This window comes from Vibrio sp. M260112 (assembly GCF_036533775.1).
Classification (GTDB): Bacteria; Pseudomonadota; Gammaproteobacteria; order Enterobacterales; family Vibrionaceae; genus Vibrio.
The window spans coordinates 1-22,472 of record NZ_JATABH010000050.1; the positions used below are offsets into that span (position 1 = coordinate 1).

Annotated in this window: 21 protein-coding genes and 4 pseudogenes; 8 read left to right on the forward strand and 17 right to left on the reverse strand. The window is 44.9% G+C overall.

Going from position 1 to position 22,472, the window contains the following annotated elements:
- From QTN95_RS16780 to QTN95_RS16790, 3 genes and pseudogenes are all read left to right on the forward strand, one after another.
- Positions 1-131, forward strand: a pseudogene (locus QTN95_RS16780) (IS630 family transposase); the annotation flags it as partial.
- Between the two features lie 4 nt (positions 132-135).
- Positions 136-792 (forward strand): annotated as a pseudogene (locus QTN95_RS16785) (methyl-accepting chemotaxis protein); the annotation flags it as partial.
- Between the two features lie 284 nt (positions 793-1,076).
- Complete coding sequence (locus QTN95_RS16790; RefSeq protein WP_331418260.1) at positions 1,077-2,123, forward strand: GGDEF domain-containing protein; 1,047 nt, start codon at positions 1,077-1,079, stop codon at positions 2,121-2,123.
- On the opposite strand, the gene QTN95_RS16795 is transcribed toward QTN95_RS16790, so the two are convergent.
- From QTN95_RS16795 to QTN95_RS16815, 5 genes are all read right to left on the reverse strand, one after another.
- Entirely contained in the window at positions 2,120-2,782 is a 663-nt protein-coding gene (locus tag QTN95_RS16795; RefSeq protein ID WP_331418261.1) for a DUF2726 domain-containing protein, read from the reverse strand. The genes QTN95_RS16790 and QTN95_RS16795 overlap by 4 nt on opposite strands.
- A gap of 84 nt (positions 2,783-2,866) precedes the next feature.
- A complete protein-coding gene (locus QTN95_RS16800) occupies positions 2,867-3,673 on the reverse strand; it encodes a hypothetical protein (protein WP_138970908.1) in 807 nt (268 codons plus the stop codon).
- Between the two features lie 8 nt (positions 3,674-3,681).
- Positions 3,682-4,443 carry a substrate-binding periplasmic protein gene (locus QTN95_RS16805; RefSeq protein WP_331418262.1) on the reverse strand — a complete coding sequence of 254 codons (762 nt, stop codon included), beginning with the start codon at positions 4,441-4,443 and terminating at the stop codon, positions 3,682-3,684.
- A gap of 90 nt (positions 4,444-4,533) precedes the next feature.
- Entirely contained in the window at positions 4,534-5,217 is a 684-nt protein-coding gene (locus QTN95_RS16810) for a response regulator (RefSeq protein ID WP_331418263.1), read from the reverse strand.
- Entirely contained in the window at positions 5,214-6,833 is a 1,620-nt protein-coding gene (locus QTN95_RS16815) for a sensor histidine kinase (RefSeq protein ID WP_331418264.1), read from the reverse strand. The genes QTN95_RS16810 and QTN95_RS16815 overlap by 4 nt, the downstream gene beginning before the upstream one ends.
- Before the next feature lie 346 nt (positions 6,834-7,179).
- Between QTN95_RS16815 and QTN95_RS16820 the strand changes: the two genes are divergently transcribed.
- Positions 7,180-7,404 (forward strand): hypothetical protein, encoded by a 225-nt coding sequence (locus QTN95_RS16820; protein ID WP_331418265.1) that lies wholly within the window; start codon positions 7,180-7,182, stop codon positions 7,402-7,404.
- 52 nt (positions 7,405-7,456) lie between these two features.
- On the opposite strand, the gene QTN95_RS16825 is transcribed toward QTN95_RS16820, so the two are convergent.
- The 10 genes and pseudogenes from QTN95_RS16825 to QTN95_RS16870 all read right to left on the reverse strand — a co-directional run bounded on the left by QTN95_RS16825 (position 7,457) and on the right by QTN95_RS16870 (position 16,399).
- A complete protein-coding gene (locus QTN95_RS16825; protein WP_331418266.1) occupies positions 7,457-8,626 on the reverse strand; it encodes a tetratricopeptide repeat protein in 1,170 nt (389 codons plus the stop codon).
- Positions 8,623-9,240, reverse strand: coding sequence for an energy transducer TonB (locus tag QTN95_RS16830; RefSeq protein ID WP_331418267.1), 618 nt, complete (start codon positions 9,238-9,240; stop codon positions 8,623-8,625). Before QTN95_RS16830 ends, QTN95_RS16825 begins: the two co-directional genes overlap by 4 nt.
- Positions 9,240-9,644: an ExbD/TolR family protein gene (locus QTN95_RS16835; RefSeq protein WP_138970901.1), complete on the reverse strand. Its 405-nt coding sequence runs from the start codon at positions 9,642-9,644 to the stop codon at positions 9,240-9,242. Before QTN95_RS16835 ends, QTN95_RS16830 begins: the two co-directional genes overlap by 1 nt.
- Positions 9,641-10,198: a MotA/TolQ/ExbB proton channel family protein gene (locus tag QTN95_RS16840; RefSeq protein WP_331418268.1), complete on the reverse strand. Its 558-nt coding sequence runs from the start codon at positions 10,196-10,198 to the stop codon at positions 9,641-9,643. Before QTN95_RS16840 ends, QTN95_RS16835 begins: the two co-directional genes overlap by 4 nt.
- Positions 10,198-11,553, reverse strand: coding sequence for a MotA/TolQ/ExbB proton channel family protein (locus QTN95_RS16845; protein WP_331418269.1), 1,356 nt, complete (start codon positions 11,551-11,553; stop codon positions 10,198-10,200). Before QTN95_RS16845 ends, QTN95_RS16840 begins: the two co-directional genes overlap by 1 nt.
- On the reverse strand, positions 11,550-12,317 hold the full coding sequence (locus tag QTN95_RS16850; RefSeq protein WP_331418271.1) for a DUF3450 domain-containing protein: 768 nt from the start codon (positions 12,315-12,317) through the stop codon (positions 11,550-11,552). The genes QTN95_RS16845 and QTN95_RS16850 overlap by 4 nt, the downstream gene beginning before the upstream one ends.
- A gap of 169 nt (positions 12,318-12,486) precedes the next feature.
- Positions 12,487-13,371: pseudogene (locus QTN95_RS16855) on the reverse strand (TonB-dependent receptor); the annotation flags it as partial.
- A 126-nt stretch (positions 13,372-13,497) separates the two neighbouring features.
- Positions 13,498-14,265: an MBL fold metallo-hydrolase gene (locus QTN95_RS16860; protein ID WP_331418272.1), complete on the reverse strand. Its 768-nt coding sequence runs from the start codon at positions 14,263-14,265 to the stop codon at positions 13,498-13,500.
- A gap of 172 nt (positions 14,266-14,437) precedes the next feature.
- Complete coding sequence (locus QTN95_RS16865) at positions 14,438-15,403, reverse strand: lactate/malate family dehydrogenase (RefSeq protein WP_138970893.1); 966 nt, start codon at positions 15,401-15,403, stop codon at positions 14,438-14,440.
- Between the two features lie 123 nt (positions 15,404-15,526).
- Entirely contained in the window at positions 15,527-16,399 is an 873-nt protein-coding gene (locus QTN95_RS16870; protein ID WP_331418274.1) for a DMT family transporter, read from the reverse strand.
- A 131-nt stretch (positions 16,400-16,530) separates the two neighbouring features.
- Between QTN95_RS16870 and QTN95_RS16875 the strand changes: the two genes are divergently transcribed.
- The 3 genes from QTN95_RS16875 to QTN95_RS16885 all read left to right on the forward strand — a co-directional run bounded on the left by QTN95_RS16875 (position 16,531) and on the right by QTN95_RS16885 (position 19,192).
- Positions 16,531-17,247, forward strand: a complete 717-nt coding sequence (locus tag QTN95_RS16875; RefSeq protein WP_331418275.1) for a glycerophosphodiester phosphodiesterase family protein — start codon at positions 16,531-16,533, stop codon at positions 17,245-17,247.
- A gap of 255 nt (positions 17,248-17,502) precedes the next feature.
- Positions 17,503-17,898 (forward strand): hypothetical protein, encoded by a 396-nt coding sequence (locus QTN95_RS16880; protein ID WP_331418276.1) that lies wholly within the window; start codon positions 17,503-17,505, stop codon positions 17,896-17,898.
- Between the two features lie 190 nt (positions 17,899-18,088).
- Positions 18,089-19,192 carry a phosphoribosylaminoimidazolesuccinocarboxamide synthase gene (locus QTN95_RS16885; RefSeq protein ID WP_331418277.1) on the forward strand — a complete coding sequence of 368 codons (1,104 nt, stop codon included), beginning with the start codon at positions 18,089-18,091 and terminating at the stop codon, positions 19,190-19,192.
- A gap of 65 nt (positions 19,193-19,257) precedes the next feature.
- Here the strand turns inward: QTN95_RS16885 and QTN95_RS16890 are convergent, their stop codons facing one another.
- Both QTN95_RS16890 and QTN95_RS16895 read right to left on the reverse strand, forming a co-directional pair.
- Positions 19,258-19,746, reverse strand: coding sequence for a hypothetical protein (locus QTN95_RS16890; protein ID WP_331418278.1), 489 nt, complete (start codon positions 19,744-19,746; stop codon positions 19,258-19,260).
- A 34-nt stretch (positions 19,747-19,780) separates the two neighbouring features.
- Positions 19,781-20,275 (reverse strand): annotated as a pseudogene (locus QTN95_RS16895) (glycyl radical enzyme domain-containing protein).
- 397 nt (positions 20,276-20,672) lie between these two features.
- Here QTN95_RS16895 and QTN95_RS16900 point away from each other — a divergent pair.
- The gene (locus tag QTN95_RS16900; protein ID WP_331418279.1) at positions 20,673-21,974 is read left to right on the forward strand and encodes a hemolysin family protein; all 1,302 of its coding nucleotides are present in this window, start codon (positions 20,673-20,675) and stop codon (positions 21,972-21,974) included.
- Positions 21,975-22,472 lie beyond the last annotated feature (498 nt).

The following is a 22,472-nucleotide window of genomic DNA, read 5'->3' on the forward strand; positions in this document are numbered from 1 at the left end:
ATGAAACAGTAACTCGGAATCATCAATGCAAAGCAATGTGGCAACTATTAAAACGGGTTCGAAACTTTATGGATAACATTTCATCGTTTCCCAGCGGTGGTCATGGAGTACAAAAAGTGAAGCATAATTAGGATCAGCTATTTAGCAGAAGAAGCCGATCAAGAATCAAAACGTGGCTTAGAGAGTATTCAGTACACCATCACTGAGGTCACGACTCTGGCAAACGAACTTAACCGCGCACAAGGAATTATCAATGTACTGGCTCAAGACAGCCAAAAAATCGATAGTATTCTTGAAGTTATCACGACGATTTCAGAAACCAATCTGCTCGCACTTAACGCCGCTATCGAGGCCGCCAGAGCGGGTGAAGCGGGACGTGGGTTTGTCGTCGTTGCTGACGAAGTTCGCAATCTCGCCTCCAAAACTGGCACTTCTGCAAACGAAATTCACGCAATGATCCGCCAGTTGCAAGAGACCGCAGAGAGTGCGGTTGTTGCAATGCAGCAAGGGCTTGATCTTTCTACTAACTGTAAGGAACGCGCCGACCAAACCGGTGGTGTACTCGATAATATTTCAGAAAAACTCAATGCAGTGACCGACAGCAGCGTACAAATCGCGGCCGCCGTAGAGCAACAAGCGAGTGTCACTAACGAGATCAACACCAATATCGTCAACATTAAGAATCTGTCTGATGAAACCTTATGTACGTCACAATCGTCGATTGAACGTACTAGTATTCTGGTCGATAAGATAGAAGGCTTACAACGCTTAATGAAACAATTTCAAGCTTAATAAACCGTTCATTCTGCCCCTCGCCAATCCATGATCTGGTGAGGGGTTCAGTGCTTTCCTATCGAGCGATTTCCAGACACACAATCTCTTGTCGACATGTGCAAAGCAACGAGATCTATGTTCATTCGAGGTGCGTTTGATCGCTTTTTTAGCCTCAATAATCAAGTCTGTTATATTAGTGTGAAGTGGGTCTATTTCTTGCCTTGATTCTCAACATGAAAAGAATATTATGAGTGGATATTCATAACTGAGCATATGTTTACTCACTGGAGAAGGCGGTTCGAATGGAGCTCGACATATTCAACCCTTCGCGGCAATTGCGTCGAGCTGTGTTATTTTGGCTCAGTATACTTTTGGCCGTCATGTCTGCCTTTTTAACTGTCGCTAATATCGCTTCTGGCTCCTATAATTTTCATCATTACAATGAAGCGGCTTTTGGTGTTCTGTCTCTTGTTGTTGGTTACTTCACCTATCGCAAATATACCTCAAAGCTAATTGTTACCGCTTATGTATATTGCTTGATTGCCTCAACCTCAATTGCAACTTATTACTATCCCATCAAGTACGGGGTTTTCCTTTGGGCTTGTTTGTTCCCTGTCGTCTTTTACCTAATCCTTGGTCGTCGCTATGGCTTTCTCGCCACTGGTGTTGGCTTTATTACTCAATTAGCCATTGTACTGCATCGTATTATGGGCGAAGATTTGATCAACTCGATTCATTTGGTACTTAACTTCTCTTTAGTGTTTCTCGCGATATGGGTAACCGCACACGTGCTTGAGGTTAAGCGACGAGTCTCTGAAGCATCTTTAGGGCAACTCGCCTCACGTGATGCCCTGACTGGCGTTTACAACCGCCACGCACTCTCGCACAACTTCGAACGGTATCGCAATGAAAGTAGAAAGTTACCTATGTCTCTGCTTGTCTTAGATTTGGACTTTTTTAAATCAGTGAATGATCGCTATGGTCATGATGTGGGTGACAAAGTGTTGATACAAACCGCCGCCTTACTCGATTCACTGAGTGACGAACATCTGGTCTATCGCATTGGGGGAGAAGAGTTTTGCGTCGCTTTGCACGACACGGGATTGGATTCGGCAAAAATGAAAGCGGAACAAATGCGTAATGCCATCGAATGTTATTGCTTTAATACACCAGCAGAACCGATTGCGCTGACCGCCAGCATTGGTGTTTACCTATGTAACCACTATGCCAACTTAGAATCTGTTCTCAGAGAAGCAGATAAAGAACTCTATCACGCTAAAAAGAATGGCCGCAATCAGGTAAAAGTTTGCAACCTTTCTCCTTCTAAACTCAGTTTTTTACAGCCCTAATTCTGCTGTCCCTCTTCGAATACAACATTATAATTTTCAGTGTACGTACAATGTGGTTGACGGCTACAGGTGAAAAAACGTCGACCTTTGTGTTCACCCTGGCTGGCGGTCTTAATCACCATTGGACTTCCGCAACGTTTACAAAAACGAACCTCTTTTTCGGGTTCAATCAGATCAATATGTGCCGCAAGTAATCGGCGCAATCTACTCACCTGATAGCTATGTTTGATGTTGGCTCCAATCAGAGGGATCCCAGCCGACTTACACACATGCATCAGGAGCTTTTGCCGTTCGACCTTACCTTTATCCAACTCTTTACCATTGTCTAATTCAATAACGACACGAACTTCAAGAGTGCGAGGATCGCACACAACGTAGTCAAAATAGCTTTTAGCGATGCGATTGTTGGCAATAAACCACTGTTTCTTGTCCGTCGCCAATGGGGCAATCACATTGGACAAGTTCACTTTACTCATCACCACTCCATGCTGCCCTACTGCCGTAATCAATGCGTTGTAAAACGCCGACTCTTGTCCTGTAAGAAGTGGGCCTTTCTTTTTATACGAGCAGTCTTTTAGCTCATCTTGTTTAAGATAACGCTTTTGTATAACGACGAAGAAAATGACCAATATGGCAACAACTATGAAAACGCTTTCCATCTGGTTTCTGCTAACCCTATATAAAGTGGATATTTGTTTTTGATATTTAATTATTCGATATTATACCCAGACAGCAATAAGTGGTTAACGTTTTTGAGAGGCAGAGGCAGGTAGGGCTAACTTTATCACTACTCTTTGCTCTGGTTTGATTTGTTTAATATCTTCGCCCCAATATTTTTCAACTAGGCGATCTATCAAACCACTGCGTTTGGCATCGAGTAATGCCTGTTCAATCTTATGACGATATGGTGCCATATTAGGCGAGAGATAGAACTTAAAGTCGCGTTCGTAAACGAGTATTAGACGTTGCTCTATTGCAAGGTGGGGGTTTTGCTGCGACTCCGTAACGATCTCATTCAAACCACGAGGAAAGTAGTTCACCTTACCGTCGGTGGTAAGGAGGTTGTACAAAACTCGCCATTCACCATCCTGAAGGTAGACGTTGAGACCATTGTTTTGCCATACCTTGGCATCATACCAATTGATCCCCATACCGGCGACCTTATCAATGCCTTGTAGCTCTTCGAGTGAGGTCACCTTATCAAATACTGGCTGTAGTTTAGGCGGAATTAGCAGCACTCGCTTGCCAATCAACCCATTCGTTAAGGGCACATCAACTGCGATATAACGACGATCTCGCTCCGCCGTACTGATTAGCCAAGTCATACTTAACTGGTTGGCTTCCACCATCTTAAGCACTCGCTTTTGCGGGATATGTTCACTGGGCTCTTCAATGAAAACTTCAAAACCCGCATTGCTCAGCGCTTCATAAAGAAGTTCATGGTAATACCTATGCCCGCCATCAATTTGCGAGGCTAGAGTGAGCGTGATGGTTTCTTTTGCCCAAGTCAACGGCGCAAGAGCGCATAACAGTACAACGAATAATTTCATATCATCGCCTAACGGTATTTGTCTAAGATTTCTTGATAGCGGCTTACACCACTTTCACCCACTGTTTTTTTCAACGCATCGACTCCCTTTTGCAATTGAGACACAAGTTTTTTGTCCACTTCTAGATTAAATGCAAAATAGAGTTCACCTTCACGAAGTACGTGTACCACTTCATATTCCTCGGTGCTGTAACCCGCGCTCTTTAGCCACCATTTGGCAACGTTCTCTTCATAGGCCCATAAATCAATGCGATCTTTGGCTAGTTGACTCGCTAGCATATCCGGTACTGAGCTTTCAATCATGGAATCACGCGGTACACCCAACTCCAATAACAGCTGTTCACCCACATCATCTCGGATGACCCCTATACGATATTGAGCTAACGCTATGGTTTGGTTGATGACGATATTGCGTGAGCGTTTTGCTAATACCACAATCCTCGTCGTGCTTATGGGTCCAGCCCATTGGAAGATATGCTCTCGCAATTTGGTTCGCGTGGTTGAGAAAAGGACAGTATTAGGTTTAATCAATGCAGTGCGATAAGCCCTTGGCCAAGGCTGAACCTGAATCGCCTCAAGACCAACAGGACTTTCAATATGAGCGCTCGCGGCAGCCAAAACATCAACGGCAATACCTTGTACTACGCCATCGCTCTGATAATTGTAAGGAGGATACTGTTCGGTGAGATAGTTTAATTGATTGAGCTCTCTACCGTTTACGCTAATAGCGAGAAAGGACATACCCATCAAAAAACATGTCAAAAGTCGCATATACGACCCCTACAAATTAATAACAATCTACTTATTAATGTAGAGGTCTATAACGATTCCGTCTAGGAAACACCCTATTCAATAGAGCCTCTAATTGGCTTTTTTGTAGGTGCGCTCTGGTCGACCAACTGAACCATAGTTGAGATCCGCCTCTAGTTCACCTGTACTAATCAGGTACTCCAAATAGCGTCTCGCAGTGGTGCGACTCGCACCAATCTGTTCCCCAGCTTCATCCGCGGTAAGATGAACATGTTCAACAAATAGCGTTTTGATTTTTTCGAGCGTTACCCCATCAATCCCCTTGGGTAAACGATTCTTAGGGGACTCGTTGGAAGGTGTCGATTGGAGCATCTTATCCACGATGTTTTGATCCAAGTCACTAGCGTGATTCAACTGATGCTTCTGCGAAATGTATTTCTTGAGTGCCGCTTCGAGTCGTGGAAATACGACCGGTTTGAGCAAGTAGTCGACCACGCCCCCACGCATCGCCTGTTGTAACGTTTCAACGTCGCGTGCAGCGGTAATCAGAATGACATCACAGCTTAAATGGTTGCTGCGCAGTTCATGTAAAATCTCTAACCCAGTACCGTCGGGAAGGTAAACATCTAACAACAATAAGTCAGGCGCTAATACCTCTAACTGAAGACCCGCTTCTCGCTTTGTCGTTGCAATGCCAATTACTTCATAGCCATCCATCTGCTCTAAGTAGCGTTGATGGAGTTGCGCTATCGCGAGATCGTCTTCGATGATCATTACTCGCGTTACTGAGGTCATATCTGTTCTTCCTTAGGTAGGTACACCGTGATCCTTGCTCCATGTTGCTTATTGTTGACCATTTCCAACTCGCCGTGATAACGAATTGCGAGTTCATTGATGAGATATAAGCCCACTCCTCGTGTTGCCTTATCTTTACTCGAGACGCCCCGTCTTACCAATGATTCTACACTCATGTTTTCAGGCAACCCACATCCTTGGTCGATTACCTCTAAAATCACTTCATTACCAAAGTCACTAATTGAGACTTCAATCGTACGTCGATGGGGGGAAAATAAAGTCTCTTTCGTTATCGCTTCACGCGTCGCATCGAATGCATTGTCGATTAAATTACCAAGAATTGTGACCAGATCTTCAGGGTTAATTCGTTTTGGTAAAGGTTCGAGACGAGAGCCTTCTTCAACCACTAAACGCAGACCAAGCTCTCTTGCACGTTCAGTTTTGCCTAATAACATACCCGCAATCAGAGGCTCTTTGACTGTTTCTCGCAAAAACTCGATCAATGCTTGATAGTGCTCAGTTTCCTGACCGATCAAATATTGCACCGCTTCCAGCTCTCCCATCTGAACCATGCCGCTAATCGTATTGAGCTTATTTCGATGCTCATGAGTCTGAGAGCGCAACATTTCTGCATACTCTTTGGTCTTAGCCAATTGCTCAGTCAATTCGGTCAGGTCGTCTCTCAAGCGAAAACTCGACACCGCCCCCACCACTTTGCCATCAACAATGATGGGACTTCGGTTGGCAATCAAACGCTGCTTGTTGAGGTAGAGGTTAATATCATGGTCTGTACGAGCTGTTTGCAACACGGTTTGCAAGTCACTGTCTGGGAGTACTTCACTTAATGGCTGGTTAAGCGACTGCTCTTTGTTGAGGCCTAATATTTGGCACGCACTCTTATTGATAGACCGCAACTTGCCCTTATCATCAATGGTTAGAATTCCCTCTTTAAGGGTTTCGAGAGTGACATCAAGCTCAACATACAACCGCCCAATTTCTTCGGGCTCAAAGCCTAAAATCGCATGCTGAAAGCGACGTGACGCATAGCTCGAAACAATCGCATTGGCGCCAACAACAGCAAATGCCATCAGGATCAGGTAAATCAAAAACGGTTCTATTCGGTCTTGTAGTCTGTCGATTAGATAACCGACCGAGACGACACCGATGATTTGCCCTTGCGCATTGAATACTGCCGACTTTCCTCGGACTGAATAACCAAGCGAGCCTTTAGCGATCGAAACGTAAGATTGTCCATCGATCAGAGCTCGATCGTTATCCCCGCCTTTCATTGGTTTACCAATTCGCTCATCCAACGGATGCACTAAACGGACACCCTCGTTGTTACCGACAACAATAAATGCAGCACCAATTAAGGTCGTCAGCGTTCGATAACGTTCCTGACTTTCTTCGTCTGGGCCATTTTCGATCATTTCAATTACGTAAGGAGATTCGGCAAGAAATGAAGCAATTCCCAACGCTTTCTGCCCCATCTCATCTTCTTGGGCATGCTTAATATAGACAAAGCCAGCTGCAACGAGTAACAGCAACTCGATTAAGCCAGATAGCGTCATAATAATCAGCATTCGTTTACGAAAACTGATGCTACTCCATTTCATAAATACTCCTTTTTACACCTAAAGGATAACATTTGGATAACAAGCCAACGATTGGAGGATGAGTAATATGTGAAGCCCACAAAGATAAAATATTGACAGTGGTTATAAAGCCACCAAGCCGTATAAAGAAAACGTTTGCCTTGTGGTTCTTAGGCATTTTTAAATATGAAATCGGTATAATATTTGATCTAGATCATGAATATTCATGGCCATTTTTTACGCAATGCAGTCAGATTTTCCGTATAATTATTAAGCACAGCCATTGTGCAAAACGTTAGTTTGGGCAGCCAAATTTCACATAAATACTACAACTATTTTGGCTGAAGGTATGACAGAGGAAAAGGCGATGAAAAAGGATATTTTCGGCATTTGTTTATCAAGAAGTATGCTCTCCAACAACCTAGCGAGCACGTTTACTCATGTCAGGGCTTACCAAAAGTCAGATCAAGGCGAGGATGTGACGGTGATGCATACTTATCCACAAATGTCTGGGCAGGAGCTATTGACCAATATGAAACAGTCCGAACGCTTATTGTGGCGTGCTGAGTTTGTCTGCTCCAACAACAAATAGCCTCATTCGTTGATAAGGAAAAGGGAAGCATTGCGCTTCCCTTTTGTTTGCTTTAACTCGAAGGCGAATCCGCCATTTTTCTCACCTGAGTGAGGTATCGAATCCAACTTTTCGCCTGCGATGAAGGCTCTATCTGCTCAGCGCGTTTTGCCTCAATAAGGGCATCTTCGACTCGATTTAACTTGAACAGTACACGCGTCTTAGCCAACGCCACTTGTTCTTTATGCCCCTCGACTTTGTTTAGTACTGGCAGAGCTTGTTGATAGTGTCCCTGCTGTACCATTAGCTGGGCAACATTCCAATGATAGTCTTTATCTAACTTCGCGGCCTGCATCCACACCTCTATCGCTTTGTTCCATTCCTTTGCCGATTGCCAATAGACGGCCTGTTCCGCCAACAGTTTTACGTCACTAGATGCGTTTTCGAGCTCACTAATTTCCAACGCTGCACGCTCCGGCACACCTCGTTTAGCGTAGAGCTGGGCGAGAATACGGCGATCATTTTCCGTTAATGCTAGCTGATTCAGCTTGGCCAGAGAGAGCGTATCCAGAGCCTCTTTGTCTTGCCCTACTCGCATCTGCAAGCTCGCTAACTGTCGCCACCAATTAAGCTTCTCAGGTTGCAAAGCAATCAACTGTTTTAGCGTTGGAATCGCCTGTGACCACTGTTTTAACTGCAATTGTGCGCCAAAAATGAGTGATAATGGCTGAATTCGGTCACTGGCCGATGCCTTCAGATAGTGATTCGCTGCCGGAATTACCTTATTCCACTGTTCAAGTTGATAATGAGACTGAGCAATACGTAGCCACACATCTTCTATTGGTGTTTTCTCGGCAGCGGATTTAACCAACGAATAGTAATGCTTGAGAGCCAGTTGATAGTTTTGCTGGCTAAGATGCAGATCTGCCAGCATTCTCTGGGTCGTCCAAGCCTGTTCATCTTGTAGCAGTCCACTCATTACCGCCTTGGTCAACTGCCCAATCGCGCCATCCACTTGACCATCCTGCCACAAAAAAACACCCTGCATACGAGCGATAAATGCTTGGTCATAAGCTCTTGATGTGTCGATCTGCTGAAGTTCGTTAATCGCCTCTTTGAGCTGGTCATTTTGCGCCAGCTGGTGCGCCTTTTGTACACGAATCGCACTATATTGACTCAACTCTTGGGCGGTTCCCATCACTGAAAACAACACAAGAAAAACGACGAATAGATGTCTAATCATGGCGCTATTTTAAACTCCACTGTAACCGTCTGACCGAATTGCGATATGGCTTTGCCATCGACAATCTTCGGCTGATACTTCCATTTTTTTAGTGCTGCGATAGCTACTCGCTCAAAGGTGCGCTTGGGCTTAGCATCTAGCACCTCTAAATCCGTCGGTCTACCTGTTGGGTCAATGGTAAATTTAATCACAACATAACCTTCAATGCGGCGCTTTGCCGCCTGGCTTGGATATCTAGGCTCAACTCGATAGAGTGGCATCGCCTGTTGATTAACCCCAAAATCGCCAAAACTCGGGGCGCTAATCGCCAATCCTTCGATCGCGGTACTGAGACCTAGTGAAGGTTGAGAAACCGGAGATAATTGAGTCTGTTCGGCATTCGCTTGAGAAGTCGGCATATGCTGCGGCACCTGCGGTGCTTTAGGCGGTTCTGGGACACTGCGTTGACGTCTCTGCACGTCTTGCTCATTCTCCAGCATGATCATGTTAAAACTGAGCGATTGGCTTGTGTCGGGGACAGATCGTTGACCACTGTCTACCATCAGTGCCATCACGCTGAATATCGCGAGCACACACGCGAACGCAAGCGGTATCGCTAATAGCAATCGCATCACTAGATCTTCTCCGCTGCTAATGCGATATTGCGTACACCTGCGCTCTTGGCTGCATCCATGACCTTAACCACGGTACCACTGTACGCGTGTTCGTCAGCCTGAATAACCAGTGACGCGTCCGGCTTGTCCAACATCAAGTGTTCAAGCGTCGCCTGCACTCGCTCTACATCAACAACACGTTTGTCGATATATATATCGTTTGCCGAGGTAATAGCGACAAAGATCCCCACTTCTTTCTGACTCACCACGTTTGATGCAGTCGGTCGATTGACCTCTACACCTGATTCTCGTACAAATGAACTGGTAACGATAAAGAAGATCAACATGATAAATACAATATCAAGCATTGATGTCAGATCGACCTGCGCTTCTTCTTGTCTCTGTTGACGTCGACCGAGTCTCATCGTTGACTCCTTAATGATTTTTCTAATTTAATTTCGTTCATCTGACACGCTTTTTGTAAACGGGCGTAAGCAAACATGCCAGTTAAAGCCGCAACCATACCCGCCATCGTTGGCAAGGTCGCTAGTGAAATACCAGACGCCATCAATTTGGGATTACTGCTGCCCTGATTGGCCATGACATCAAATACTGAAATCATTCCTGTTACGGTGCCTAACAACCCCAACATTGGGCAAATCGCCACCAGCACCTTGATGATATTTAGGTGTTGGTGGAGCTGACGATGCGCTTCAGATAGCCAACCATCACGGATAGACCGCGCATACCAAGAGTCGTGGTCGGCTCTCAATTGCCATTTAGCCACCCACTGTTTTTTTAACTTGGGAAACTGAAACCACAAAAACACCACACGCTCTATCAGTAAAATCCAGCTCAATAACACCACTGAGGCTAACCACCAAAGCACTTGGCCGCCCTGCTGCATAAATTGTTGCAGAGCACTTAGCCAAGATTGCGTCGTGATCAAATCCGATAATAGAGCAAATAGCGCGTCCATTACGCTGCATTCCCCAACTTATCGTCAACCACGACATTATCCTGTTCCGCCTGCTCGGCCACTAAAGCGATCCCTTGCTTCTCAAGAATGTTACGGATGGCTTCCGCTTGAGCACTCAAAATATTGTGTGCCAACAACAACGGCATGGCAGCGATGAGGCCTAGCACTGTCGTTACCAATGCCATTGATATTCCGCCAGCCATTACTTTTGGATCACCATTGCCGAATTGTGTAATCACTTGGAAGGTTTCAATCATACCTGTCACCGTGCCTAATAGACCGAGCATGGGTGCCAACGCCGCCAGCAATTTAAGCATTGAGAGGCCTTTCTCTAAACTGGCCTGTTCATCAACTACCGCTTCAAGCAAGCGTAACTCTAAAGCTTCAAGAGTCTTGTGTTTGCCATTTCCATAAACCGCCAACACACGACCAAGTGGGTTATCCGTGGGCATGTTAGGATTTTTAAACTGAATTCGAATTTTTTGGCGAGCAACAGACAAACTTACACCACGAACCAAAGCAATCAACAAACCAATAGCAAGCAAGCCGAGAATCACTTTACCCACGGCACCGCCCGCTTGAAGTCTGTCCATAAGACTTGGGGTCAATGCGAGTTGCTCTAGCATCACGCCACGGGAAGGATCTATTACTAGCGCTGTCGGTAGACCTTTATTCAAGTTTGCTAACGTATCTAGCGTTGGACCATTTTCCGGTTGTTGAATATACGCTGTCGCAACCTGCTTACTGCCGTTCCAGTTGAGGTAGCCTTGCTGACCAATAAGTCCAAAAGCTCCTAAGCGCAGCGCCTGTGTTTGCTGAGATATCCCTTCACCGTCGATAAAGGCCACAAGCGTAGATTCGATCTCTCGGCTAGCAGCAACCTGCTCACTAAACGCGAGCCACAGTTCGGTCAACTGCGGTAAGGAAGGGAGCTGCATTGCAGCGACGATCTCATTCACTGCCGCGGTATGCGTCTGTGCGCCTGCACCAGTGACCGATTGAGATAACTCCGATTGCAGTTGTTTGGCATTTTGTCGCACGACACCAAACACCTCGCCCAAGCTACCTGTTTCTAGACGCAGTTTCTCTTCCAATTCTGCTAACTGCTGTTCATTTCGACTGAAATCAGCGGCTAACTGGTCGTTATGCGCTTGCAGTGCCTGTTTCTGCTTTGAAAGTTGTTGCTTTAACTGCGCCAGTTCTTGCTCGGTTTGTTTAAAGCCAGATTCACGTAATTGATTGTGCTGTTGCTGAACTTTCGCTTCATTCTTCGCGACGGAGACTAAATCACTCGCCGAAGAATAGATTGGCAAGGCCGTTAAGGTCAGCAAAGTTATTAGGGCTGGGAATCTCATTGCTTCGCCTCCGCAACTTTCAGTGATATCGGCAAAGTGATCAAACTTGGCGCAACCTGTTTCGCCGCCATACTAAACGCGCTATCTAGTTCAGATTTTAGGGAAGCGTCTACTTCATACCACTTCGAGTCATTTTGATTCCAAGACCAGAATTTTTTGCCATTCAGGCTGCGTGCAACAAGAGACACACGACCAACATAGAGCACATCTGCCTGGCGTTTTTCGCCATCGATAATCACTTGCCCCTGATAAAGCCCCAGCTTTGTTCCGTAGTCCATCTCGATTTGATAAGCTTCCAGAATACGACGATACTTCTCAGCATCACTGACATCCGCCCGGGTCATCAAAGATTCAAGCTTAGCGAGACGCTCATTGCGTTGATCTAACTTTATTGGGACATCTTGAGCGACAATCTGTTTCAGTCCATCAATCATCTGATACATCAAAGGTACAATCCCCTGACGTGTCGCCTTAATTTCTTCAATCTGGCGCTCTAAGCTACTTGCCTCTTGATGCTGGCTATTCACCAAAGATGTCAAATGCTGACGATAGACTTCGAGGTTCTTGACCTCTTCTTGCAACTGCTCAATCTCTGCCTTAAGCAACAGTGTTTTTTCAGCACTGCTATCAATGCGTTTTTGGCTGCTGGCAGAAGCCGAATTGGTCTTGCTTTGAATGCCTTGCGCGGTATCTAAACCGCTAGCCAATGTACTTGTTGCTGCGAGGGTAAGACTAAGTACCAAACTTGTCGTAACTGAATTCATAACGTCTGTTTTTACTGATGTCATTATATAATTGAGAAGCAATCTCATTTAGGGTAATGCTCATAGTAGCGTCATTAAGCAAAATTGCAATGATCGTTGCACTTAAACAGGAATAGGGAAAGGTACTACCCTCTCCCTGATTCGTTCACAGAATTATACTCAGCTGTGATTAGTATTTAATTTGCAGTGTTGCCATATAGTTTCGGCCTTCTCCAATCACTACATCTTCCGCGTAGTTATGGCTCGATGAGGTTGCACCACCTCCGGCCAAATAATCGGTGTCAAACAGGTTTTCTACGCTAAGACGAGCCACCATATCAAGGTTTGCATCATACTTATAGGTGTAGGCAAGCCCCATATCGACTCGAGTATACCCCTCTTTCTTAAAAGTATTGGCATCATCACCATATCGAGCGCCTTGATAGATAATACCCAAATTCACATCTAGCTCGTTAGTAGCTGCATAGCTAGACCATAAACTAGCGGCAAACTCAGGGACATCTTTCGGTTTGTTACCTGCATAGGTCTCGTGCTGACTGATTTCAGCATCCAAATACATGGCAGAGCCAAACAGTGACACTCGCTCTGTTACCATACCCTGCGCCGTCAATTCAGCGCCTCGGTGTTGCTGTTCACCGTCTTGAGTTTTGATGTAGTTGCCGGCATTGATAGTATCTTCGACATCCATAGCAACATTCTGTTGCGTGATATCAAATAGCGCGCCAGATAGATATAGACGCTTATCGAGTAATTCCCACTTAGTACCCACTTCATAAGAGACACCCGTTGCTGCGTCTAAAAGAGCGCCATCATTGGTGTAAGTGCGGCGACCACTTGCCACCGCGCCTTGTGGTTCAAAACTTTCGGGATATGAAGCGTAAACACTGCCGTTGTCTGCGGGATGATAGATAACAGCAAACTTAGGCGAGATATTCTCTTCAGCAACGCCATCCGCAACCTTACGATCAAAACGAACGCCTGCAAGTAACTGCCACTGCTCGTTTAACGTCATCAGGTCTTGTGCATAAAAGCCCCAAGTGTCACAGTTCGATATCATCATCGACAACTAAAATTCGCGACATGAGAATAGCAGTACAATTGAAAAGGGTTCGCATTCTAAACTAAGGCCACATTGAAGACAATGGCACTTAGTTGCGAAGTGCTGTGCGAATAGTCGGATCTAACGTCTACCAAGCTTCAAGACTGACGAGAATAGACTCCTCAGCTTAATTTTGGTCGTGCGCCAATGAGTCGTTGGCGTTCTCGGTGCCGTACTCAGCAAGTGCTGATAGACAGGCTCAGTAAATTCGACCTGCCCTCCATGCGCAACCAGCAATACTTTCGGCTGGAGATTGTAGATACGCTTAATCGAAGCCCGATATTTATTTGGATGGAAGACGGGAAACGGTGAGATAAGATGTTTTTTGACTTCGACCATCAGATCGGCGACATACAAAATTCCTTTCTCTTGGTGATGCAGCGAAAGGTCTCTATCGGTGTGCCCCGGTGTTTCGAGCACGGTCCAATCTTCAAAGCCAGGAATCATTTCACCATCTGAAAGCTCAATATCGGCGATCAGCTTTCGTGAATACCACAAATTTCTCCGCGGTTTGTTTTTACGTCGCGCAACCCAACGCGCCAGCATAATATCGGTCAAGTGCATTGCAAATCCGCTCACCCCGCCATACCAATGATGATCTCGTTTTGCCGACACTATCTTACACCCTGTAATCGATCGTAGCTTATGCGCTGCGCCCGCATGGTCTGGGTGCATGTGTGTCACTACCACTGCGGCTAAATCACTAAACGGGCGCTGCAACTCATGAGTAATAAAATGTTTGAGATACGAAATATCAGCTCTTGATGCACCATCTAGTAACATCAGCTTTTTTTCATACTCCACCAGATAAATTTTTTGGATATAGCCATCTAAAGCATGGATCTTCATAGCCGCTAAACATTTAACATTGCATTTACATTCAACTTATCAGGCTTATCACTATTGCAAAGAGTATTAGCTCTAATATGTGACGTCACAGATGCCTTTGACCAACAAATTAGAACAATACAAACACAAAAGCGCGGCATTCACACCGCGCTCTCATATCAATGCCCTTGACTCAGTGTGCTTTGCTGGTTGATAAGCCAGTCATCTTCGCCACCTGCTCTACGACGGTATTCACTTGCTGGGCAATCTGCTTGAGTGTCTCCATCTCTTCGTCACTAAACGGATGTTGCAAGATCGCTTCTGCACCATTTTTACCCACCACCGTTGGCAAACTCAGCACGACGTCTTTCAGGCCATATTCTCCCTTGAGCAAGGTAGCAACAGGCAAGACAGAGCGTTCGTCAATCATCAACGCTTGTATGATTCGAAATACGCTGGCGGAGATACCGTGAGTGGTATTTTGCTTACGTTTGAAAATCTCATACCCTGCCTGCTTGACCGACTCTAGCAGTTCGTCAGCACAGATCCGCTCAATATGGTGGGTATCACAATAGTAATCCGCGGGCTGACCAGCGATAGAAATGAGACTTTTGGGTGTAAAACAGTGGCTACCATGCTCACCCAGCACATAGCCAAATACGTTCTTGGGGTCGAGATTGACACGATTGCCGACAATACTCATCAAACGGGCGGTATCAATAACACAGCCACTACTGATCACTTTAGAACGCGGGAAATGGGTATTGGTGGCGATAAAGTGAGCCACGACATCACATGGATTACTGACCACAATTAAAGTCGCGTTAGGCGCTACGCGTTCAACTTCTTTGGCAATCTCAACACCAATGCGGGTATTGATTTCAGCCAGATCGATACGTGTTTGTCCTTGTTTGATCTGAGCACCTGCGGTAATCACGACGATATCAGCGCCAATGAGAGTCAGGTAGTTATCCGTCGGAACTAAATGGGTGTTTTTTGAAAACGTCAAAGCGGCTGTATGCCTAAAATCAAAGACCTCGCCTTCTGCGCGTTGTAAGTCTTTATCCAGCAGTACAAGCTCACTGATACTTCCTAGTGTCAGAAGGTAGTTACATACGCCTACCCCTACAGAACCAGCACCAATCACACCGATTTTCATTTATCTTTCCTTGTTAGATCTGTCCTATAACTTTGGATTGTACTAACAATTTCATCAATGATGCTAATTTAATTTTATCTATGAAATAAATATCAGATGTTTAATCTAAATATCGCGTAAAGACTAGACACGTCTCTTAAATAGCCGCCCATCTGTGCGATAGAATATCAGCGACGTCAAGATCAGCCCACAACCGATCAACTTATTCCCAGACAACTGCTCACCATACCAAACAATACTGAGAACCACAGTCCAGATTGGCTCAAAGAGCATGATCAACGCCGCGTTGGCTGGATTACAACCTTTCTGACCTAAAGTTTGCATCACGTATCTCAAACTGGTTGCTAACAAGGCGCTCAGTGCAAACCATCCCCAAATGGAAGCGTCCACACTTTCAGGGAAAGTTTCGAACATCATCGACATAAGCAGTGCAATCACGCCAGTAACAAATAGCTGGATACAGGTCAGCAACAACACTGGCACCTTGCGGGCGAGCTGACTGTTAACGTTGAAATGCAGAGCAAGTAAACACGCATTGGCCAAAAACCAAAGCTGACCCGCAGAGCTATTCCAACCATTGGTTAACGACAACATCGCCAAGCCAGCTACTGCTATAGGCATAGAAATCCAAAATGCTCGTTTCGGTCTATCTTGGTAAAGAACCCAAGCAATAATAGGGACAATAATCATCGATAGGCTGACGATAAACGCCCCTTCGCCCAATGTCTCACTGATTGAAATCGCATAGACCCAACTCAGCAACGCGAAAGACAGTATCACCCCTCCTCCAACCGCCTGCCCAATAAGAGCAAGCGTCAATTGGCGAAAACGCTTAACACATAGAGGGAGTAAGCAAACCGACGCGACGAGAAAACGCAAGCCAACGAACCCAAAAGGCGGCAAACCTTGAATCGTCTCTTTGGAAAAAATCCACCCCAGCCCTGCGAGTGCTGTTGTTGCAAATAGTATCCAGCCAGCTTTGTTTTCAGCGTTCAAATTCAAGTTCTCTTTCTCGTTATTATCGTTTTGATAGTGTCAGATTTATTGAACAGAAGCTATTAATTATCTACTCATCTTCACCACTTCATACTAAGCTATCACTCTGAACTATTTGAGGATTATTCGATATGATCATTGTTGGACACCGAGGTGTCGCCGGACATTTCCCTGAAAATACACGTTGCAGTATTGAAGCCGCCATCGCGCTTGGTTTGAAATGGGTAGAAGTCGATATTCAACCAACCAAAGATAACCAGCTAGTTGTCTGTCATGACCACACCATCAACCGTTGCAGTAACGGTCGTGGCCGCGTTGATCGCTATACATTGGATGAACTCAAACAATTTGATTTTGGTCGTTGGTTTGACCGCAAGTTTGCCAACCAGACAATTATGACACTCAATGAACTGCTCAATTTAGCTGTAGAGAACAAGCTAAAACTTAATTTAGAGGTCAAAATCGATCGTCACGATCCAATGCTAGTTTGTCAGCTCCTCGCTAAAGAGCTAGGCAGCAGCCAAGCCACAACTGAAGACATTGTCCTATCGAGCTTTAACCACGACATTGTGCGTTGTCTGCACCAACTTATTCCCGAGTACAGACTCGCCGTGTTGTGTGATCGAGTAACGACTAAAGTGGAATGTTTACTTAAGCAAGTCTCTGCTTTTAGCTGCAACGTTAACTATAAATTCCTTAACAACAGCAAGATTTATCGGCTCCAAGCAGAGGGATTTCAGGTGTGGAGCTATACCGTCAACAATCCAAAATCATTGCGTCATCTATCGAAGCTCGACGCCATTTTTAGCGACTTTCCTCAACGCTTTCTCACGCATAATCCTCAGTAGTAACCTGTACAGTGTTATCCACCACCACTGGATAACACTGGCTATGTGAGTGCGTCAGCTCACAATTTTCATTTTAGCCCTCACGCCCAAAAGCATTCCAAAAAACAAATAAAACCATTAAATATCAATCGCATAAACTAAAATCACCCTCTATGGCTTTGTTTTTATCGTATAAAAATCCCACAAAAATGCTTGCTTCTTATTCGGATTAAAACTACTGTATACGCATACAGCATGTATAAAGGAACAGTAATTATGATTCAGGCACAAACTCAGACTTCAGCGTTTTCAAAATATAATGTTCTTGCTCAACCGACTCAGCCGATGAACATCGATGACACGACGTTAAATCGTCTAGCGGGTCTTTCCAATCAAAAGCAATGGATTCTGTTTACTGCTGAGTGCCCTCGCCCGAATTATGATCAGTTCGCTTCTTGCCATGTGAGCTGCAAAAAGATTATTCAGATGAAACCTTCACAGACCCAGTCTGAATTCGAAATCGTCATTAAGGCGATCCAATCCGGTAATGCCAGTGCTGTCGTTGCCTCTAACAATCTTTCTACTGTTGAGCAAAGCCTACTTTGTGAACATGCTCGTCAGTATCAATGTGAAGTCTTCTTCGTCGAAGGAAGAGTGAACCATTTTCACTAATCAACACTGCCAATCGCCCCTCTCTGAGGGGTTGTTTTTTGTTAATCTCAGCTCATTTTGCTTTCAACATAAAAAAATAAGCAAACGTTTGCTTTTTCTCTGGCAGCACAGAATAGTTCTGGTATGATGCGTTGGATATCGGCTGTCGCGAATGGCAGTCGCCCACCTTGCTAAAGATAGGAATGTCGAAATGAGTCTCGCTGATCAAGTTCTTGCCGTAAACGATGATCTCCCAATTCGTACTGATAAACCCGTTCACAGTGGCAAAGTCCGTTCAGTCTATTGGCTGACGGAAGAAGACAGTAAACGCCTTATTAAAGAGAAAGGCTACGATGTTGCCCCAGATGCACCATTGGCTATCATGGTGATCAGTGACCGTATTTCTGCTTTTGATTGTATCTGGCATGCTGAAGGTGGATTAAAAGGTGTTCCTGGTAAAGGAGCGGCTCTAAACGCTATCTCCAACCACTGGTTTAAGTTGTTTAAAGACAACGGTCTTGCTGACAGCCATATTCTTGATATTCCGCACCCATTTGTTTGGATTGTCCAAAAAGCCAAACCGATCATGATTGAGGCGATCTGTCGCCAATATATCACTGGCTCAATGTGGCGTGCATACGAAAAAGGCGAGCGTGAATTCTGTGGAATTCAACTACCAGAGGGGCTAAAAAAAGATAAGCCGCTTCCTGAGTTGCTCATGACACCGTCGACAAAAGGCATTCTTAAAGGCATCTCAGGTGTACCTGAAGCTGACGATGTTAATATTACTCGTAAAAATATCGAGGATAACTTCGCTGCCTTTAACTTCTTTAAAGCAGAAGACATCGCACTTTACGAAAAGTTACTTCGTGAAGGTTTCGTGGTTATTAGCAATGCACTTGCCGAAGTCGACCAGATTTTTGTCGACACTAAATTCGAATTTGGCTACGTGACTGACGCAGCAGGTAACGAAAAGCTCATATACATGGATGAAGTTGGTACACCCGATTCATCACGAATTTGGGATGAGGAAGAGTACAATCAGGGTCGAATCGTCGAGAACTCAAAAGAAGGTTTCCGCCAATTCCTACTTAATTACTTCCCAGATCCAGACATTTTGCTCAACAAAGAGCGAATGGATGAACGTGAGGCTCTGGCTCGTGACAATGCGTTACCATTAGAATCACTGATCGATATTTCAACGACTTATCTAAGCATTGCCGCTAAAATTACTGGTCAAGAGATCAAACTAAGTGACAATCCGAAGCAGGAAATCATCGATATCCTTTCTCGCGATTACGGGCTGATCGACTAGGTAAGCCATCATACACAAAAGCCCCGCTCAGCAATGAGCGGGGCTTTTTGATCACAGCGCAAACACTATTTGTCTTTGCCTTTGTCACCTTTATCTTTGCCACCCTTATCTTTACCACTATTGTGGTTGCCCTTATCGCCACTTTTTCCTTTACCAGATGTTGGGCTCGCTTGTTCTGACTCATCGTCGCTGCCTTTCAGCGTTCCCGTCCCATTTCCTGGGTTAGAGTACTTAGCGTGAGCATTTAGCTCTTCTTGGGTGACGAACCCATCCTTGTCTTTATCAAACGATGCAAAGGCACTGAGTTTGTTTCTACCATCAGTACCATCGTCTTCAGATTCCTCTTCTTCCACCTCATCATCATCTCGAGTTCCACGGTACTGGTTAAATTCTTCTGCTGACACTTTGCCATCACCGTCTGTGTCCATCACACTCAGTTCTGGAGGTGTTTTGGTGCGATTGTTATCATCGCCGTTTTCAACCTCTTCTTCGGCAAAAAGATTAAAACTTACCAGTGTCACTAATATCACTAACCACCTTAGTCCTTTAAACATGCCTCTATCTCCTCTGTACTTCCCTGTTAACATTTTAGTTTACTGATACTATTGTGCATGATTTTCTTACTTCCCTATCAATTGGCATCATTATCCAGAAGCTTTTTAGCTTTGTGTACACTTGCAGTGGGTCTAGATCACTAACGTACGGCAACAACACATCGTCCAACTGACCAAGATAAACGGGAATATTGGTCACTGATGGCACATGATGATAAACAATAGTGAGTAGGTTTAGCGCATCATCAAAGTCGCTTGCAGGTTCTAGCTCTAGATATTGTGAACCCTGTTGGAGGAACTTGGCCTAATCAGGCAGTACATAGCGAGGTTTGAATGGAGCATGCCCTTCAAACATGTCACACAATGCTCCCTCTTTCATTGCATCTCTTACTTGCTGCGAGATTTCCATATAAGGCAAACTCGCTTCGGCCTCAAGCGCGAGAAACTGGTTTTTCTGTTTAGGGGAAAGAGTCGCATCTGTGACTATGTTGTAGATACGTGTTTGGAACTCATTATAGCTATCTGACATGTTAGCAAATCCTTATTGTTTTTAAGGATTTTATCTCAATCGGTTGAATGTCCACTATTGAAACCACGTTGATCACATATTTCCATTTTGGAAATTAATGTAAGTAACACACCTCCATTGAACTTCCGTACTCGTCATCCCCTCATAATTTAGAACCAGATTGTCATTACTCGATTTTGCGACAGTTTCGATCATAGTCGGATGAGTCATTGTATACCAATAGGAGGTTTTATGCGGAGTTCTCAGGCTCCACCAGCATTCACTGCTGTTGGATAAGTCTATGTGGATAACGCACTGAGTTGCCTATCGTCACGACAAAATGAATTCGTGGAAGTTTTCTCAATCTCGTAGTCAATTGTGGCTAGAATGGCGCAACCTTTCTATTCGGATAGCCTCCATGAGTCTACTTGAAAACCTCTTCATTATTATGGCGCTGATCTTAATCAGCTGTTTTTTTTCGATGTCAGAAATCTCTTTGGCCGCAGCGCGAAAAATTCGCTTGCGCCAACTTGCGGACGATGGCGATCATCGAGCCACTTTGATCCTTGGGCTACAAACGCACCCAGGTAACTTTTTTACCGTGGTGCAAATTGGCTTGAACGCTGTTGCCATCATGGGCGGCATCGTCGGTGAATCAGCGTTCACTCCCTATATCGCTACCATGCTGAGCAATTGGGTCCCAGTTGCGTGGATCGCACAGACCAGCTTTGTACTCTCTTTTACCTTAGTTACCAGTCTGTTTATTTTATTTGCCGACCTGATGCCTAAACGTATCGCTATGGCCATGCCAGAAACCGTTGCTTTAACCCTAGTAAAGCCGCTAATGGTGTGCATTCTAATCCTCAAGCCTATCGTATTAGTCTTTAACGGATTGGCGACACTGATTTTTCGCTTGTTACGCGTTCCCGCGGAGCGTAATGACGACATCACCAGTGATGATATTTACGCGGTTATGGATGCAGGCGCAGAAGCGGGCGTACTCGATACAAATGAGCAACAGATGATGGAAAGCGTGTTCCAGATGCAATCCATTGCTGTTACTTCAGCCATGACGCCACGCGAAAACATCGCTTTTCTCTCTCTTGATGACGATGAAAGCATGCTCAAACGTAAAATCGCCGACAACCCCCATCACAAGTTCCTTGTTTGTGATGGACAACTTGATGCGATTAAGGGCTTCGTCAATTCAACCGAGCTGTTGATTCGCCTTATTAACGAGCAAACTTTGGACTTAAAAAACAGCAGCGTGGTGCAAACCTGCCCTATCATCCCTGATACGTTGAGCTTATCCGAAGCATTGGATTACTTTAAAACCAATCGCGTCGACTTCTCTGTGGTGATGAACGAATACGCGCTAGTGCTTGGCGTCGTGACGTTTAATGATTTACAAAGCGCAGTAATGGGTAGCTGGGTGTTGGCCGAAGGTGAAGAGCAAATTGTCGCTCGCGATGAGCACTCTTGGCTGGTTGATGGTGTAACGCCTATCACCGATGTGATGCGCACGCTGCAAATTGACGAATTACCACACTCTCAAAACTACGAAACCATCGCTGGTTTTATGATGTTTATGCTGAAAAAAATTCCTCGTCGTACCGACTCGGTCACCTTCTCAGGCTACAAATTTGAGGTCGTTGACATTGATGACTATAAAGTAGACCAACTGCTGGTCACTCGTGTGGAACAGAAAGATGATGAGTAAAGCTAAGGGTAAAGCTACAAGCTAAGAGCTAAGGGGACACACACCATTATCTCCATTACCTCAAAGAATGCCAACAAAAATCGACAACCCGAATAATGTAAAAGGACAGGCACAATGTAAACAATGTAAAAGGACAGGCTCCATTAAATGATACTTATACTCCTTGCATAATGTAATGGTGAAATAGGTATTAATTTGCCCAGCTAGGGGAGAGTGTAGCGTGCTGTGAGCCACTGTTGGCGTGAATGAGTCTATTAAGGCTTTTTTGAGTAACGAGTGATTCACCAAAAACATTTTTGGTTTGGTGTGGGTTTCTTACTAGAGATTTAATGGTTGGCTAATCGCTTAACTATCCAACCGAAGTAAATTGATTCGCTTTCGATTCATCAGCTGTTTGGCAATCATCGCGCTTTGGGTACAACCTACTGCGGTGCAGCGTAGCCGCTCCAACTGAGTACAAGTCTCAAGCCAGTTTACTTGATTGAACTTAAGTCTTTG

Excerpts from the sequence above, each read along its gene's own strand:
- QTN95_RS16790 (WP_331418260.1), top strand. The coding sequence starts at position 1,077 with ATGGAGCTCGACATATTCAACCCTTCGCGGCAATTGCGTCGAGCTGTG.
- QTN95_RS16795 (WP_331418261.1), bottom strand. The coding sequence starts at position 2,782 with ATGGAAAGCGTTTTCATAGTTGTTGCCATATTGGTCATTTTCTTCGTC.
- QTN95_RS16800 (WP_138970908.1), bottom strand. The coding sequence starts at position 3,673 with ATGAAATTATTCGTTGTACTGTTATGCGCTCTTGCGCCGTTGACTTGG.
- QTN95_RS16805 (WP_331418262.1), bottom strand. The coding sequence starts at position 4,443 with ATGCGACTTTTGACATGTTTTTTGATGGGTATGTCCTTTCTCGCTATT.
- QTN95_RS16810 (WP_331418263.1), bottom strand. The coding sequence starts at position 5,217 with ATGACCTCAGTAACGCGAGTAATGATCATCGAAGACGATCTCGCGATA.
- QTN95_RS16815 (WP_331418264.1), bottom strand. The coding sequence starts at position 6,833 with ATGAAATGGAGTAGCATCAGTTTTCGTAAACGAATGCTGATTATTATG.
- QTN95_RS16820 (WP_331418265.1), top strand. The coding sequence starts at position 7,180 with ATGAAAAAGGATATTTTCGGCATTTGTTTATCAAGAAGTATGCTCTCC.
- QTN95_RS16825 (WP_331418266.1), bottom strand. The coding sequence starts at position 8,626 with ATGATTAGACATCTATTCGTCGTTTTTCTTGTGTTGTTTTCAGTGATG.
- QTN95_RS16835 (WP_138970901.1), bottom strand. The coding sequence starts at position 9,644 with ATGAGACTCGGTCGACGTCAACAGAGACAAGAAGAAGCGCAGGTCGAT.
- QTN95_RS16840 (WP_331418268.1), bottom strand. The coding sequence starts at position 10,198 with ATGGACGCGCTATTTGCTCTATTATCGGATTTGATCACGACGCAATCT.
- QTN95_RS16845 (WP_331418269.1), bottom strand. The coding sequence starts at position 11,553 with ATGAGATTCCCAGCCCTAATAACTTTGCTGACCTTAACGGCCTTGCCA.
- QTN95_RS16850 (WP_331418271.1), bottom strand. The coding sequence starts at position 12,317 with ATGAATTCAGTTACGACAAGTTTGGTACTTAGTCTTACCCTCGCAGCA.
- QTN95_RS16860 (WP_331418272.1), bottom strand. The coding sequence starts at position 14,265 with ATGAAGATCCATGCTTTAGATGGCTATATCCAAAAAATTTATCTGGTG.
- QTN95_RS16865 (WP_138970893.1), bottom strand. The coding sequence starts at position 15,403 with ATGAAAATCGGTGTGATTGGTGCTGGTTCTGTAGGGGTAGGCGTATGT.
- QTN95_RS16875 (WP_331418275.1), top strand. The coding sequence starts at position 16,531 with ATGATCATTGTTGGACACCGAGGTGTCGCCGGACATTTCCCTGAAAAT.
- QTN95_RS16880 (WP_331418276.1), top strand. The coding sequence starts at position 17,503 with ATGATTCAGGCACAAACTCAGACTTCAGCGTTTTCAAAATATAATGTT.
- QTN95_RS16885 (WP_331418277.1), top strand. The coding sequence starts at position 18,089 with ATGAGTCTCGCTGATCAAGTTCTTGCCGTAAACGATGATCTCCCAATT.
- QTN95_RS16890 (WP_331418278.1), bottom strand. The coding sequence starts at position 19,746 with ATGTTTAAAGGACTAAGGTGGTTAGTGATATTAGTGACACTGGTAAGT.
- QTN95_RS16900 (WP_331418279.1), top strand. The coding sequence starts at position 20,673 with ATGAGTCTACTTGAAAACCTCTTCATTATTATGGCGCTGATCTTAATC.